Here is a 14536-nt window from a genome sequence, read left to right as displayed (position 1 = left end):
CGTTCTTATCGACTATTGCCCGGCTGTGAAGGGCGCAGTTGCGCGATTTTCCTAGAATGAGACGCGCGCGCCGACCCACAGGGTGCGCGGGCTGGCGCGTTCGACGATCCCGGTGGAGGAAATCGCCGCGGGGACCAACTCATCGAACAGATTTTCGCCGCGCGCCTCGATGCTGAACCCGCCCGAGACGCGCCACGACAGCCCGGCGTCGAGCGTGAGCGCGTCGCCCAGCACCAGCGCGCCGAGATCGTCCTCATTCTGCTTGCCGATATAGCGCAGCGTCGCGAAGCCGCCGACGGGCCCGCGGCCGTTGCTGCGGAGCGAGAGGCTGCCGCCATGCTTCGCGATCTGCGCGGGGCGGCGGCCGTCGAGCGTCGCGGCTTGCCCCGAGGCATCGACCTCGGCGTCGGTGAAGGCGTAGGTCGCACGCAGCGTTGCCGGGCCAACGACCTGCTCGGCGCCGATCTCGATCCCCTTGCTGTCGATCGCGCCCAGATTCTGCCGCTGGCTCAAATTCGGCGCGAGCGTCACATTGGCGATGGCGTTCGACAGGCGATTGGCGAACAGGGTCGCCGACAATTTCGTCGATCCCTTGTCCCAATCGATCCCGACCTCGCCGCCCCACAGCCGCTCGGGTTCGAGCATCTCGTTCGCGTTGGTCACGTCGGCGCCCACGCGGAACGGGCGGTAAAGCTCGTTCAGCGTCGGCAGGCGCCAGCCGCGATAGCCCGCCGCGCGGATCGACCATGCGTCCGACGTCCAGCGCACGCCGGCACGCCCGCTGCCCTCCCAGCCCTGCCGCGCCGCGAAGCGCAGGCTGGTGATGGTGCTGCCGCCGATATTGCGTTCGAGCCGGTACCCCTCGCCCAGCCACCAGCGGTCGAGGCGTCCGCTCAGCGTCCACAAAAAGCCGTCGCCGGCATCGCCCGACGTCCATTCGGCGAAGGCGCCCACCGTATCGCTGCTGCCGCCCGCGATGCGGTGGCGGCCGGGGATCACGCCGGTGAAGAAGAAATCCTCCTCGGTGCGCCCCGTGGTGCGGCGCCAATCGGTCCCGATGCGCAATGTGTTGCCTCCGCCGACGGCGGGCCGCAATTCGAAGCGCGCGCCGAGCCCCGTCGCGGGCACCCGCTGGAACAGCGCCGGGACGACGCTGTTCCGTCCCGCCGCGACGCTGGCGAAGCCGCTGTCGAAATCGCGGACCTGCACATAGGCGAGCGCGAGCCATTGCGTCTCGCCATAGGGTTCGTGAACGAAGCGCAGGCTGGCGTCGACGCCGTCGGTCTTGCTGGTCGTGAAGTCGGTGCCGCGGTCTCGGCGGTCGACAAAGCCGCGCAGGCTCGCCTCGATCCGGCTGTCCGCGCCCGCATCGAACCGCAGCCGCAGGCCGAGTCCCCCCTGCTCGTAGGGCGCCGCGCGGTCGACGAGGTCGCGCTGGCCCTCGGCCACCGGCACGAAGCCGTCGCCGCGACTGTAGCGGCCGTCGATGGCGACCTGCCCGCTGCCCAGCTTGCCGCCGAGGCTCGCCGATGCATCCCAGCCGTCACGGCTACCATAGGCTAGGCTGGCGGTCGCGCCGTCGGTCATCGTCGAATGAAGGCCGATCGTTCCCGCGAGCGCGCCGGGGCCGTCGGCGCCGCTGCCGCCGCCGCGCGTCACCACGATGCCGCCCAGATGGATCGCGTCATAAGCGCTCCACGCGACCCAGCCGCCGAAGGGGTCGGCCTGAGGCACCCCGTCGAGCGTCACCAGCGCGCGGCTCGACGCATTGCCGCCGAGCCCGCGCAGCGTCACGCCCTGACTCGTAGGATGGGCCGAACGGCCGTCGGACCGGCGGAACTGGACGATGCCCGCCTCGTCGCGTAACCGGTTTTCGATGCGGGTGCCGAGCCCGGGATCGAGGTCGGACAACAGGCTGGACGCCGCCACCTTGTCGCTGTCGGACGGGCGGAGCGCGCCGCTGCCGTTCACGACGATCACCTGCGGCGGCAAGCGCACCCAGTTGATGCAGCAAATCTCTTCGTCGGCCTGCGGGGCGCCCTCATCCTGCGCCATCGCCGCCGCCGGCATCGCCAGCAGCGCGGCGCCCGTCAGCAGCCGGATCACGCCGGCTTGACCGCGTCGGGATGCGCGCGCTGGAACGCGCCCAATTCCATGCACGCCGCGTCGATCGCGACCAGCCGCGGATAGCCCTCCAGCGGCACCTCGAAGCGCCGCGCATTGTACATCTGCGGCACCAGGCAGCAGTCGGCGATGCCCGGCGCGTCGCCGCCGAGATAGCGCCCGTCGCCCGCCATCGCTTCGAGCGCCTCGAACCCCTGCGCGATCCAGGTCGCGATCCAGCGGTCCTTGGTCTGCTCGTTGAGGCCGAGGTCCCTGGTCAGATATTTGAGCACGCGGAGGTTGTTGAGCGGGTGAATGTCGCTCGCCACCACCTGCGCCTGCGCCAGCGCGACCGCGCGCGGCATGGCTTCGTCGGGGATCAGGCGCGGTTCGGGATAGGCACGATCAAGCCAGTCGATGATCGCCATGCTCTGGATGATCGTCTCGCCATCGGCGATCAGCAGCGGCACGAAGCCCTGCGCGTTGAGTTCCAGAAAGGCGTCGCTGCGCTGCTCGCCCGCGATCAGGCTGACCTCGACGCGCTCATAATCGAGCCCTTTGAGATTGAGCGCGATGCGCACGCGAAAGCTCGCCGAGGAGCGGAAATAATCGTGGAGGACGAGAGAGGTCATGATGCGGGTTTCTGCCCGTCCTTGGGCATCTGTGCAATCCATTGCCGCAGCAGCGCCGCGCCCTCCTTGTGCACCGTCGAGCGCCCGACTTCGGGCATCGCGATGCCGGGGTCGGTGCTTTCGAGGCGGTAGATCATATAGCTGTGATCGGGGTCGCCCGGCGCAATCGCGAAATCCATGCCGCCGCTGCCGCGCCCGGCCGCGGTCGGTCGCTTGCCGATGCCGTAATTGACCCCCTTGGGATCGTCGGTCCAGCGCAGGAACAGCCCGCTGTTCGACGCACTGCCCGCCGGATTATGGCAATGGGCGCAATTGACGTCGAGATAGGCGCGGGCGCGCTCGCCGACGCTGCCCGATTGGGGGTCGTCCCACTGGGGCAGCACCGGCTTCAGCGCCGCGGGCTTGTCGAAGGTGATGCCGCGCCAATAATCGGTCGCGCCCGCTCGGCAACACAAAATTCCGCGCCTTGGGGCCGATCGGCGCGATCTCCCCCGACAGGCTGTGGCATTCCTTGCACTGGTTCTTGTTCGGCACCGCATAGCGGATCTCGTGCGTCTCGCCATCCGGACTCATGAAAGTCACCGGCACCCTTCGCCCGCCGAGCGCCAGCGTCGCATCCTTGCCGTCGGCGTCCCAGATATAGGGCAGCGCGACCCAGCCTTCGGCGCGATGGATCAACAGGCGGGTTTCGACCGGGCGCCCGCCGTTGACATCGGGCCAGCCAAAGCTTTTGACGATGATGCTACCCACGGGGAAAGCGATGCTGCCATCGGCGGCAACCGAAGCTTTTCGGCCTTTCGGAATCCAGAACATCCGGTGCTTATCGGTATAATCCGAGAAAAGCGCAGTACGCAGCGTATAGGGCGTCAGCGATTCGAGCGGCTGCGACGAGTCCGGCCAGAAGAGCCGGAACGCCGACAATTTGGGCGGCAGGCTGCCGCCCTCGATCACCGACTGGTCGGGTTCGGGCACCGGCACCACGACCGCCGAACCGACGCTCGCACACAGCAGCGCCGCGGCCAGCGCAGCGATAAGGCGCTTCACTGGATCTTCGCCTCCATCGCCTCGGGCAGCGTGATCCCCGGCAATGCCGCGGGCGGCGTGCCCTTCGACAGGTCGGCGGGCGACGGCTTCGCCTCGCTCCGCGGCGTCGCGACGTCGGGCAGGTTCAGCGACAGCACCCCGACCGGATCGAGCACCACCACCTCCTCGCCCGCACCGTCCCACAGCACCGGCGGGATCGCCCCGCCCAGCGCCGCGGCGATCTCGGCCCCGCCCTCGAAGGCCGGGGCATAGCCCGCCTTGCCATGGCTGTTGTCGCGCACGACGATCTGGCGCGGCAGCGGCTGATATTGCGCGTCCTTATGCTCGTAGCGATAGCCGACGATCATCACATTGGCGGTGCCGTTCTCGTCGAAGCCATTGTCGAATATCTCGACATGGCGGTTCGCCATGACGAGCACCCCTGTGCCGGTCGGCACGCTCGCGACGATATTGCCCTTGGGCGCGAAATTCGGCGTGTTGTTGTCGACGACCGCATTGTCGAAGACGCGGACATTGTGCCCGCCCTGCATCGGCAGGCTCGGCAGGTCGAAGACCAGGATGCCGCCGGTATTCTTCGTCGCGATATTATCGTGAACGTCGGCGTCATAGCTGTTCTCGATCTCGATCCCGGCGACATTCTCGGTGGCGATCGAATCGCGGACGACGATATTCTTCGACTGGCCGACATAAATGCCGGCGTCCGACGCGCCGCGCACATAGACGCTGTCGATCAGCACGTCGCTGCTTTCGACCGGATAGATGCCATAGGCGCCGTTGGTTGCCTGCGGCCCCGCGGTCCATTCGACGCGCAGCTTGTGATAGACGATGCGGTCGGCGCCCTTCGACTTGATGCCGTCGCCCTTGCTGTTGACCACCGCGAAATTGGTGAGCAGCACATCGTCGGACGTCACGAGCAACCCCTCGCCCGCGCCCTGCTGCCCGGTGAAGTCGAGGATCGAGCCGCCGTCACCGATGCCGGTTCCGCGTAGCGTCACCCCCGCGACGTCGAGCGACAGCCCGTCGGTCAGATGCCAGGTCCCCGCGCCGAGTTCGACGACATCGCCCGGTTCGGCGACGATCAAGGCCTCCTGCAGCTTTTCGTTGGCATCGGCGCCGCCCGGCACCACGCTGATCGTCTTGGCCAGCGCTGGCGCGGTGGCCAGTGCCAGCGCCATCGTGCGGCGGCACGGCGAAATGATGGACTCGCATCAGACTCTCCCTTGTTTTTTGCGAGCATGGTGCAAGACTGCGCCCATGCCAAGCCATGTTGCTGACATGGATGTAGCTAAAGGGTCAGGGTCGCAGCCCCGCCCGAACCGGGGAGATTATTGTGGGTCGAATTTTTGTGGCGGCCGTCGCCGCGCTCGCCGTCGCCGTGCCCGCGTCGGCGGCACCGCAGCCGATCATCGGCCGCTGGGCCACCGACGACGGCAAGGCGATCGTCGACATCTATGCCTGCGGCGCCAAGCTGTGCGGCAAGGTGAATAAATTGCTCATCAAGCAGCCCGCAGGAGGCCAGCGCGACGAACGCAACCCCGACAAGGCGAAGCGGACGCGCCAGGTGTCGGGCCTGCAAATCTACTGGGACCTCGCCGCCGACGGCAATTCCTGGAAGGGCCAGGGCTACAGCCCCGAGGACGGCCGTTATTACAAGGCGCATCTGACGGCCAAGGGCGGCAAGATGACGATGAAGGGCTGCGTCGCGGTCTTCTGCCGCACGGTGACCTGGACGAAGATGGGCTGATCGTCAGCGGGCTCGTTCCCAATAGTTCCAAAGGCAGACGAGCTTGGGCCCCTCTTCGGCGGGCACACATCGCCCCACTTTCAAGCGGTCGCCGTCGCGCTGGACGAGCGTGTCACCGACATGCCCGGCCGCTGGCGCATAAACCTTGCCGCGCCAGAAATCGCCTTCGACCTTCAAGTCAAAGAGGATCGGCACGCCCGACAGCGGCCGCCCTCGCAGCTTGGGATCGGGATTGAACCGGTCCTTCGCCTCACCCAGCGCCAAGCCGGTTCAATCGCTCGACCTTGGCACAAAGATATTCGCCGCATGGCGCGATCTTCACGACGGGCTGCTCGCTGGAAATCTGCCAACGCCCCTCGATGTCCAACGGGGCGGGAAATCCCGTCGAAGCCTGAAGCAGCAAGATCGCCAACCCCAACGACATCACTCGGTCCCCTCCTAGGGCGCATCCCCCAAAATCCAGTCGACGCCCGCCTCGGCATGGATGCGCGTCGTGTCGTAGATCGGCAGGACGTTGGCGTCGGGATCGACGAGCATCACCAGCTCGGTGCACGCCAGCACGATCGCCTGCACATCCTGTTTGGCGATGTCGGTGAGAAAGGTCTTCATCGTCCGGCGCGAGGCTTCGTTGACCTTTCCCTGCATCAGCTCGTCATAGATGATGCGGTCGATTTCCTCGGCGCGCGTCGCGTCATAGGGAGCGAGCGTCAGGCCGTAGCGGACCAGGTGCTGGCGAAACCAGGGCTCGGTCATCACATTGCGGGTGCCGACGACCGCGGCCGACTTCACCCCGTCGGCCTTCAGTTTCTCGCCCGCCTCGTCGACGATGTGGATCAGCGGGATCGACACCGCTTCGGCGATCTCCTTCGCGATCTTGTGCATCGAATTGGCCGCGACCATCAATGCCGTCGCCCCCGCCGCCTCGAGCCGCTGCGCCGAGGCGGTCAGCACCTCCTTCGCATGGGCCCATTGTTCGGGGGTGGTCAGCCGCGACAGTTCGCAGAAATTCAGGCTTTCGAGCAGGATCGGCGCCGAACAGGACGATCCGATGCGCTTCTGCACGCCGCGGTTGAGCTGCCGGTAATAGACTTCGGTCGAAGCCCAGCTCATTCCCCCGATCAGGCCGATTTTGCGCATAAGGTCTCCACAACAATAAAAATCCGTTCGCCCTGAGCCTGTCGAAGCCTGTCCTGAGCGACTGACAAGTCAGTCGAAGGGGGCCGTTCTTCAACGTGGTAGAAGAAAGAACGATGCTTCGACAAGCTCAGCACGAACGGTTTGGGTTTATCCGATGACCTCTACGCTCTTGTGGTCGGGCGCAGAAATCAGTGCCCGCTGCCGCTCAGCGCCTTGACGATGTCGTCGGCCATCTTTTTCGCATCGCCGAGCAGCATCATCGTCTGGTCCATGTAGAAGACGTCATTGTCGACGCCGGCATAGCCGACCCCGCCCATCGACCGCTTCACGAACAGCACCGTCTTGGCATTGGCGACGTCGAGGATCGGCATGCCGTAGATCGGCGACGACTTGTCGGTCTTCGCCGCCGGATTGGTCACGTCGTTCGCGCCGATGACGAAGGCGACGTCGGCCTGCGCGAATTCGCCGTTGATGTCCTCCAGCTCGAAGACCTCGTCATAGGGGACGTTCGCCTCGGCGAGCAGCACGTTCATATGGCCGGGCATACGCCCCGCAACCGGATGAATCGCATATTTGACGTTGACGCCTTCCTTCTTCAGCTGGTCGGCCATTTCGCGCAGCGCGTGCTGCGCCTGCGCCACCGCCATGCCGTAACCGGGAACGATGATCACATTTTCGGCCTGGCTCATCAGGAAGGCCGCGTCGTCGGCGCTGCCGGGCTTCCACGGGCGCTGTTCCTTCGCGCCGCCGCCGGCGCCCGCTTCGGCATCGGCGCCGAAACCGCCCGCGATCACGCTGATGAAGCTGCGGTTCATCGCGCGGCACATGATGTACGACAGGATCGCGCCCGACGAGCCCACCAGCGCGCCGGTGATGATCATCGCCGTGTTGCCGAGCGTGAACCCCATCGCCGCCGCGGCCCAGCCCGAATAGCTGTTGAGCATCGACACGACGACCGGCATGTCGGCGCCGCCGATCGGGATGATCAGCAGGAAACCGATCGCGAAGCTGAGCCCGGTGATCGTCCAGAATACCCACGGCGACTGGTCCTGCGTGAAATAAGCCGTCAGCCCGATGATCGCGGCCAGCGTGCCGAGATTGATGACGTGCCGCCCCGGCAGCATGATCGGCGCGCCCGACATATTGCCGTTGAGCTTCAGGAAGGCGATGACCGAGCCCGAGAAGGTGATCGCACCGATCGCGATGCCGAGGCCCATCTCGATCCGGCTGACCGTGTGGATCTGTCCCGCCGCATCGGCGATCCCGAACGCGCCGGGGTTCAGATAGGCCGCGGCCGCGACGGCGACCGCCGCAAGGCCGACGAGGCTGTGAAAGGCCGCGACGAGCTGCGGCATTGCGGTCATCGCGATGCGCCGCGCCATGACGATGCCGATCACCGCACCGATGCCGATCGCGGCGAGGATTTCGATCAGCCCGATCGTGTCGAGGGTGAAGGCCCAGCCATCGTGCGCAGCCGAGGTGTTTGTCCCCGGCGCGTGGGTCAGCAACGTCGTGACGACGGCGATCGTCATGCCGATCATGCCGAAACGGTTGCCGCTCTGCGCCGTCGCCGGGCTCGACAGCCCGCGCAGCGCGAGGATGAAGAGGATGCCCGACACCAGATAGGCGATGGCGGCCCAGGGGTTCACCGCGCCATGGCCGCCGGTCGCGGCCGAAAGGATCGCTTGGACGTCCATCTCAGCGCTCCTTCTTCTTGTACATCGCGAGCATGCGCGACGTCACCGCGAAGCCGCCGAAGATGTTGATGCTGGCCATCACCACGGCCGCGAGGCCGAGCCATTTCGACGTCGCCGAACCCGCCGCCGCACTGGCGATCAGCGCGCCGACGATGATGACCGACGAAATCGCGTTGGTCACGCTCATCAGCGGCGTGTGCAGCGCCGGGGTCACCGACCAGACGACGAAATAGCCGACGAAACACGCCAGGACGAAAATCGAAAAGATACTGATGAAGTCCACTGCCAGTCTCCCCTGTTCGCCGGATCAGCCCAGCAGCCGTTCGTTCACCACCTTGCCGCCCTGCGTCAGGCGCACCGCATTGCCGATTTCCTCGTCGAGCACGGGCTTGCCCGCTTCCTTGTCCCAGAAGGCCGAGAGGAAGTTGAACAGGTTGCGGCTGAACAGCGCGCTGGTGTCGGCGGGCATCAGCGCGGCGATATTCTTCGCGCCGATCACGGTGACGCCGTGAATCTTCCTGGCCTCGCCCGATACCGCGCCCTCGACATTGCCGCCGCTTTCGGCCGCCATGTCGACGATCACGCTGCCCGTGCGCATCGTCGCGAGCTGCGCATCCGAAATCAGCCGCGGCGCGGGGCGCCCCGGGATCAGCGCGGTGGTGATGACGATGTCCTGCTTGGCGATGTGCGACGACACCAGCTCGGCCTGCGCCTTCTGATATTCCTCCGACATTTCGGTGGCATAGCCGCCCGCGCCCTCGCCCTCGATCCCCGCGACGCTTTCGACGAAGATCGGCTTGGCGCCGAGGCTGAGTATCTGCTCCTTGGTCGCCGAGCGCACGTCGGTCGCGCTGACCTGCGCGCCGAGGCGGCGCGCGGTCGCGATCGCCTGCAGGCCGGCGACGCCGACCCCCATCACGAACGCCTTGGCGGCGCTGACGGTGCCCGCCGCGGTCATCATCATCGGAAAGGCGCGGCCATAGGCGTTCGCCGCCATCAGCACCGCCTTGTAGCCCGCGAGGTTCGCCTGGCTGGAGAGGATATCCATCGACTGCGCGCGCGTGATGCGCGGCATGAATTCCATCGCCAGCGCTTCGAGTCCGAGCTTGGCATAGGCATCGACGCGCTCGCGCTCGCCGAACGGGTTGAGCCCCGCGGCGAGCCAGGCGCCGTCGGCAAAGCCCTTCAGCCCCTTGGGGTCGGGGCCCTGGATGGCGAGGATGATATTCGCGCCTTTCAGCGCATCGGCGCGGCTGCCGACGCTGGCACCCGCGGCGCCATAATCGGCATCGGCGATGGAGGCGCTTTCGCCTGCCCCCGATTCTACGGCAACTTCGGCCCCCAAACCAATGAATTTCTTTACGGTTTCGGGAGTCGCGGCGACACGGGTCTCGCCAGGGGCGAGTTCCTTCAGGACGGCGATGCGCATGCCGGCCCGGTCAGGAGATCAGAAGAACGACAAAGACGGCCACGACCGCCGCGACGATCGTCCCCACCTTGAGCAGGTTCACAAACCCCGCATAGGTTTCGGTCGCCGCCTTCATTTCCTGCTCTGCCATGGCTTTTCCCCTTTTTGTCGCTGCCCGATGCCTCGCGGACGCGCCGCGCCGCGCCCGGAATCGGCTTTCGCAGCGGTCTTAGCCATGCCTCCCGCGATGCTCAATAGCGGTTTCGCCTCGCCGCTTGCTCCGCGGGAAAGGTCCCGCGCTTAATCCACCTTTTACCCCTTTTGCGTAGATTGTTGGTTCAATGCGGAACAAGCCGCGAAAAAGCGCGGCAAAGCGGGGGCAGAATCGGTACGATGGCTAGTGCGCGCGACACCCGGATGGTGATGATCGTCGACAGCGAGCCGGCGCAGCAGCGCTTCCTGTCGGCGCTCGTCTCGCGCGGCGGCTGGCGCAGCATCATCGCCGGCGATACCGACACCGCGCTCGCCAAGCTCGGCACGCAGGAAGGCCTGGCGCTCGACGCGGTTCTCGTCGACCAGGGCGTTCCCGGCGCCGATCTCGCCGATTTCGTCGCCGACCTGCGCCGCTGGCGCCCGGCGCTGCCGCTGATGGTCATCACGATGCGCAACGGGGTCGAGATCGCGGTCAAGGCGATGCGCGCCGGGGCGAGCGACTTCGTCCAGAAACCGATCGCCCCCGACCGGCTGCTGAGCGCGCTCGACCGCATCATCTCGCCGGGCGGCCCGCAGGGTGAACTGCGCCCGCTGACCGAAAAATTGCGCGCGCCGCTGGCGTTCGAGGAAATCATCGGGTCGAGCCCCAATTTCCGCAGCGCGCTCGCCATCGCCGCCAAGGCGGCGCGCGCGCGCGTGCCGGTGATGATCAACGGCAAGCCCGGCACCGGCAAGGAGGTCTTCGCCCGCGCGATCCACAGCGCTTCCCCGCGCGCGCGCGGCCAGCTTGTCATGGTCGATTGCTCGGCGGTATCGCCGGGGCTGATCGGTTCGGGCCTGTTCGGCCACGAACGCGGTGCCTTTCCCGGCGCCTTCGACCGCCAGGTCGGCCGAGCTGGTGCAGGCCGACGGCGGCAGCATCATCATCGACCATGTCGAGTGCATCCCGCTCGAAACACAGGCGAAGCTCGTCGAATTCCTGAATACGGGCGAGGTCCAGATGATCGGCGGCAGCATCCGCCAGAGCGTCGACGTCCGCATCATCGCGACGAGCGCCAGCCCGCTCGACAAGCTGATCGAGGCGGGCCATTTCCGCGAAGACCTGTTCTACGCGCTGTCGACCGCGCAATTTACCCTGCCCTCGCTCTCGGAACGCCGCGGCGACGTCGGGCCGCTCGCACGCCATCTGCTCGCGCGCATCGGCGGGTTGCCGGGCATGGGACCGATCGGCGTCACCGACGACGCGCTGCGCCTGCTCGCCGCCTATGCCTGGCCGGGCAATGTCCGCCAGTTGCAGGACGTGCTGTTCCGCGCCGCGGTCGGCAGCACCACCGACGTCCTGACCAGCGCCGATTTCCAGGCCATCGAAGCGACGCTCGGCGGCGGCATGACCGGCACGAGCGACGTCGCGATCAACGGCGAAGCGATCGGCGTGACCCTCTACCTCCCCGACGGCAATTTGCGCCCGCTCGAGGAAATCGAAGCCGACGTCATCCGCCTCGCGATCGGCCACTATCGCGGCCGCATGAGCGAAGTCGCGCGGCGGCTGGGGATCGGGCGGTCGACGCTGTACCGCAAATTGAGCGATCTGGGGATCGACACCGCTGCCTGATGCCCATAGGATCGCGCTATGAAGCGCAGTCTTCCCTTCATCACCCTATTGTTCCTTGCAGTTGCAGCCGACGCATCCGCGCCGCGCTATGGTGAGGACTACCCCTGTTATTGGGTCCATGGCAGACTGACCGCGGCCAATGGCAATCCTCTGTGGCGGATATGGCCAAGCGGGACGAAGCGGATCCTCGGCATAGTCGGCGATCATCGCGGCGAAGATGCTGATTTTGCGTCTTGGCCGCTCGCGCTCCGGCGCGCAAATCCCGGATTTAACCGCATCATCTGGGGTCAATTCCAAGTGTGTCCGGTAACGGCGGAACGCGTCGGCTGGATGCGGTTTGTTCACCTCAAGGACGCAAAAGTCCTGAAAATCAAAACACGGGGCAGCTAATTCTCGGCAGTCAGCCCGTCAGGGCCGCATCCCTGAGCCCGCGCCACACGCGCAGCGCCTGCCGGTTCTCCGCGACGTCATGCACGCGCAGCAACTGCGCCCCTTGAGTGGCCGCATGATAGTGCAACGCCACCGTGCCACCCAGCCGCTTGTCGGCGGGCGCCTCATTATCGAGCGCGCCGATCATGCGCTTGCGGCTCGCCCCGAACAGGATCGGGCAGCCGAGCGTGTGGAACAGCGCCAGACCGTTCACCAGTGCCAGATTGTCGCTCACGCCCTTGCCGAAGCCCAGCCCCGGATCGACGATGATCTTCGCGGGGTCGATGCCGCCCGCGACGCACGCGGCGACGCGCTCGGCGAGCAGGTCGTAGACGTCGAGCAGCACATGCTCGTAGCCGCCCCCCTCATGCGGGTCGCTCTTCGCCGAGGGCGCATGCATCAGCACCACCGGGCAGCCGGCTTTCGCGACCACCTCCATCGCGCGCTCGTCGTAGCGGAGCGCCGAAATATCGTTGACGATGGTCGCGCCGGCGGCGAGCGCCGCCTCCATCACCGCGGCCTTGCGCGTGTCGATCGACACCGCGACGCCGCCCCTCGCCAGCCCCGCGACGGTCGCCTCCACGCGCTCGATCTCGTCGCCTTCCCACACCAAAGGCGCGCCGGGCCGCGTCGATTCGCCGCCGACGTCGATGATCGCCGCACCCGCCGAGGCCATGGCGAAGCCCGCCTCGATCGCGGCGGCGCTATCGACATGCTTGCCGCCGTCGGAGAAGCTGTCGGGGGTGACGTTGAGGATGCCCATCAGTTGCGGCTCGCCCAGCCGCACCTTGCGTTCGCCGAGTTGCAGCGCGCCGCGCGGGTGCAGCACCCCGGCGCGCTGGGCGTCCGCCATGGCTGCCAGAGGGTCGGGCATGGCCGCGATCCAGCCGGCATATTCGGGCACCGTCACGATCGCCGATCTGACGACGCCCTTGTCGCGCAGGCTGATGTGCCAGGCCGCGAACCAGACCATCGTGTCGGCGATGCGCAGGCAGTTATCGTCGAGTTCGTGCGGGCGATCGACGAAGCAGGCCGGGCGGCAATAGAGGCGCGCATCGGGAGATGCCGAGCCGAGATCGGGCTTGGTCAGTGGTGCGAACATCGCCCTCCCCCTATCCGTTCGTGCTGAGCTTGTCGAAGCACCGTTCTTCCTTCAGGATCGTCAAAGAACAAGGACGGCCCTTCGACAAGCTCAGGGCGAACGGATGTTGGAGAACGGAGGTTACGCCTCGTTCGCCAGCAGCCAGTCCTGCCGCACCGCATCGATGACGCGCAATTGCCTGCCGTCGTCGAGGTGCCAGAAGGTCCAGCCGTTGCAGCTCGGCGCGCCCTGCACCCCCGCGCCGACCTTGTGGATCGACCCCGCGGGCTGACCCGCGCATTCCAGGCTGCCGTCGACGCGCACCACCGCCTTCCAGCGGCGCTTCGCATCGGTCAGCACCGACCCCGGCGCCACCATCCCGCATTCCACCAGCGTCCCGAATGCCACGCGCGTCGCGGCCTTGGGCGCCATCATCGTCTTCACCGTGCTTTCGTCGAGCGGCAGCGCCATTTCGATGCGCTCGAGCGCGGCGGCGATATAATCATCCTCGCGCTCGATGCCGATGAAGTGGCGCCCGAGCCGCTTCGCGACCGCACCCGTCGTGCCGGTGCCGAAGAAGGGATCGAGCACCACGTCGCCGGGGTTCGAGCAGGCGAGCAGGATGCGATAGAGCAGGGCTTCGGGCTTCTGCGTCGGGTGGACCTTGTGCCCGCCCTTCTTGAGCCGCTCCTGCCCGCCGCAGATCGGGATCAGCCAGTCGCTGCGCATCTGAAGCTCGTCGTTGAGCGTCTTCATCGCGCGATAATTGAACGTATATTTCGCCTTCTCGCCCATCGACGCCCAGATGAGCGTTTCATGCGCATTGGTGAAGCGCGTGCCCTTGAAATTGGGCATCGGGTTCGCCTTGCGCCACACGATATCGTTGAGGATCCAATAGCCCTGGTCCTGGAGCGCCGTGCCGACGCGGAAGATATTGTGATAGCTGCCGATCACCCAGATGCTGCCGCCGGGCTTCAATATGCGCTTCGCCTCGGCAAGCCAGGCGTGGGTGAAGCGGTCATAGGCGCCAAGGCTGTCGAACTTGTCCCATTCGTCGTTCACCGCGTCGACCTGGCTGCCGTCGGGACGGTGGAGGTCGCCGCCGAGTTGCAGATTATAGGGCGGGTCGGCGAAGATCATGTCGACCGACGCGGCGGGCAGGCTGCGCATCATCTCGACGCAATCGCCCTGCAAGATGCTGTCGAGCGGGAGGTCGACGGGCGCGATTTTCGCCGCACGCTGCTTCATCGCGGGCGCCTTCACCCGTTCCATCACACCCATGCTCTCGCCCCTGTCCGTCCTCGAAGAAGGCCCTGATGAGTCCGGCGGAGTCCGCCGTCAACCCCGGGATTCTAGGGATTCCAAGTGTCATAATGGTTAACGCGACAGGAACGAAAGAAGTCCCCCACAGCATATGGAGTCTGCGCCGAATCGCG

Annotated in this window: 15 protein-coding genes and 1 pseudogene; 3 read left to right on the top strand and 13 right to left on the bottom strand. The window is 66.4% G+C overall.

Features of this window, described 5'->3' with window-relative positions; genetic code table 11:
* Positions 1–51 precede the first annotated feature (51 nt).
* The 5 genes from N0A20_RS05795 to N0A20_RS05775 are packed head-to-tail and all read right to left on the bottom strand — an operon-like array spanning position 52 to position 4954.
* Positions 52–2106, bottom strand: coding sequence for a TonB-dependent receptor (locus tag N0A20_RS05795; RefSeq protein ID WP_260583013.1), 2055 nt, complete (start codon positions 2104–2106; stop codon positions 52–54).
* Positions 2103–2735, bottom strand: coding sequence for a maleylacetoacetate isomerase (gene maiA / locus N0A20_RS05790; RefSeq protein ID WP_260583011.1), 633 nt, complete (start codon positions 2733–2735; stop codon positions 2103–2105). The genes N0A20_RS05795 and maiA overlap by 4 nt, the downstream gene beginning before the upstream one ends.
* Positions 2732–3118 carry a hypothetical protein gene (locus tag N0A20_RS05785; protein ID WP_260583010.1) on the bottom strand — a complete coding sequence of 129 codons (387 nt, stop codon included), beginning with the start codon at positions 3116–3118 and terminating at the stop codon, positions 2732–2734. Before N0A20_RS05785 ends, maiA begins: the two co-directional genes overlap by 4 nt.
* The gene (locus N0A20_RS05780; RefSeq protein ID WP_260583009.1) at positions 3030–3779 is read right to left on the bottom strand and encodes a hypothetical protein; all 750 of its coding nucleotides are present in this window, start codon (positions 3777–3779) and stop codon (positions 3030–3032) included. The genes N0A20_RS05785 and N0A20_RS05780 overlap by 89 nt, the downstream gene beginning before the upstream one ends.
* Positions 3776–4954, bottom strand: coding sequence for a parallel beta-helix domain-containing protein (locus N0A20_RS05775; protein ID WP_260583008.1), 1179 nt, complete (start codon positions 4952–4954; stop codon positions 3776–3778). Before N0A20_RS05775 ends, N0A20_RS05780 begins: the two co-directional genes overlap by 4 nt.
* 155 nt (positions 4955–5109) lie before the next feature.
* On the opposite strand from N0A20_RS05775, the gene N0A20_RS05770 reads away from it, so the two are divergent.
* Entirely contained in the window at positions 5110–5523 is a 414-nt protein-coding gene (locus N0A20_RS05770; protein ID WP_260583007.1) for a DUF2147 domain-containing protein, read from the top strand.
* 3 nt (positions 5524–5526) lie between these two features.
* Here N0A20_RS05770 and N0A20_RS05765 read toward each other — a convergent pair whose 3' ends face one another.
* The 6 genes from N0A20_RS05765 to N0A20_RS05740 all read right to left on the bottom strand — a co-directional run bounded on the left by N0A20_RS05765 (position 5527) and on the right by N0A20_RS05740 (position 9916).
* Entirely contained in the window at positions 5527–5787 is a 261-nt protein-coding gene (locus tag N0A20_RS05765; protein WP_260583006.1) for a DUF2147 domain-containing protein, read from the bottom strand.
* 174 nt (positions 5788–5961) lie between these two features.
* Positions 5962–6660, bottom strand: coding sequence for an aspartate/glutamate racemase family protein (locus N0A20_RS05760; protein WP_260583005.1), 699 nt, complete (start codon positions 6658–6660; stop codon positions 5962–5964).
* Positions 6661–6848: 188 nt separating this feature from the next.
* Positions 6849–8357: an NAD(P)(+) transhydrogenase (Re/Si-specific) subunit beta gene (locus N0A20_RS05755; RefSeq protein ID WP_260583004.1), complete on the bottom strand. Its 1509-nt coding sequence runs from the start codon at positions 8355–8357 to the stop codon at positions 6849–6851.
* Position 8358: 1 nt separating this feature from the next.
* Complete coding sequence (locus N0A20_RS05750) at positions 8359–8640, bottom strand: proton-translocating transhydrogenase family protein (protein WP_058808197.1); 282 nt, start codon at positions 8638–8640, stop codon at positions 8359–8361.
* Positions 8641–8664: 24 nt separating this feature from the next.
* On the bottom strand, positions 8665–9786 hold the full coding sequence (locus tag N0A20_RS05745; RefSeq protein WP_260583003.1) for an NAD(P) transhydrogenase subunit alpha: 1122 nt from the start codon (positions 9784–9786) through the stop codon (positions 8665–8667).
* A gap of 10 nt (positions 9787–9796) precedes the next feature.
* Positions 9797–9916, bottom strand: a complete 120-nt coding sequence (locus N0A20_RS05740) for an aa3-type cytochrome c oxidase subunit IV (protein WP_260583002.1) — start codon at positions 9914–9916, stop codon at positions 9797–9799.
* A gap of 242 nt (positions 9917–10158) precedes the next feature.
* On the opposite strand from N0A20_RS05740, the pseudogene N0A20_RS05735 reads away from it, so the two are divergent.
* Both N0A20_RS05735 and N0A20_RS05730 read left to right on the top strand, forming a co-directional pair.
* A pseudogene (locus N0A20_RS05735) lies at positions 10159–11590 on the top strand (sigma-54-dependent transcriptional regulator).
* An 18-nt stretch (positions 11591–11608) separates the two neighbouring features.
* On the top strand, positions 11609–11980 hold the full coding sequence (locus tag N0A20_RS05730) for a hypothetical protein (RefSeq protein ID WP_260583001.1): 372 nt from the start codon (positions 11609–11611) through the stop codon (positions 11978–11980).
* Between the two features lie 10 nt (positions 11981–11990).
* Here N0A20_RS05730 and folP read toward each other — a convergent pair whose 3' ends face one another.
* Together folP and N0A20_RS05720 are read right to left on the bottom strand one after the other, a co-directional pair.
* Positions 11991–13121, bottom strand: coding sequence for a dihydropteroate synthase (gene folP / locus N0A20_RS05725; protein WP_260583000.1), 1131 nt, complete (start codon positions 13119–13121; stop codon positions 11991–11993).
* 120 nt (positions 13122–13241) lie between these two features.
* Positions 13242–14381 carry a site-specific DNA-methyltransferase gene (locus N0A20_RS05720; protein ID WP_312846603.1) on the bottom strand — a complete coding sequence of 380 codons (1140 nt, stop codon included), beginning with the start codon at positions 14379–14381 and terminating at the stop codon, positions 13242–13244.
* Positions 14382–14536: the final 155 nt, after the last annotated feature.

The organism is Sphingopyxis sp. PET50 (genome assembly GCF_025244705.1).
Taxonomy (GTDB): Bacteria; Pseudomonadota; Alphaproteobacteria; order Sphingomonadales; family Sphingomonadaceae; genus Sphingopyxis.
The sequence above is the reverse complement of the archived record's forward strand: the minus strand, read 5'-3'. Positions and strand labels throughout refer to the sequence as shown.

Coding starts and splice junctions, on each gene's coding strand:
- maiA (WP_260583011.1), bottom strand. CDS start 2,735: ATGACCTCTCTCGTCCTCCACGATTATTTCCGCTCCTCGGCGAGCTTT.
- N0A20_RS05775 (WP_260583008.1), bottom strand. CDS start 4,954: ATGGCGCTGGCACTGGCCACCGCGCCAGCGCTGGCCAAGACGATCAGC.
- N0A20_RS05760 (WP_260583005.1), bottom strand. CDS start 6,660: ATGCGCAAAATCGGCCTGATCGGGGGAATGAGCTGGGCTTCGACCGAA.
- N0A20_RS05755 (WP_260583004.1), bottom strand. CDS start 8,357: ATGGACGTCCAAGCGATCCTTTCGGCCGCGACCGGCGGCCATGGCGCG.
- N0A20_RS05745 (WP_260583003.1), bottom strand. CDS start 9,786: ATGCGCATCGCCGTCCTGAAGGAACTCGCCCCTGGCGAGACCCGTGTC.
- N0A20_RS05740 (WP_260583002.1), bottom strand. CDS start 9,916: ATGGCAGAGCAGGAAATGAAGGCGGCGACCGAAACCTATGCGGGGTTT.
- N0A20_RS05730 (WP_260583001.1), top strand. CDS start 11,609: ATGAAGCGCAGTCTTCCCTTCATCACCCTATTGTTCCTTGCAGTTGCA.
- folP (WP_260583000.1), bottom strand. CDS start 13,121: ATGTTCGCACCACTGACCAAGCCCGATCTCGGCTCGGCATCTCCCGAT.
- N0A20_RS05720 (WP_312846603.1), bottom strand. CDS start 14,381: ATGGGTGTGATGGAACGGGTGAAGGCGCCCGCGATGAAGCAGCGTGCG.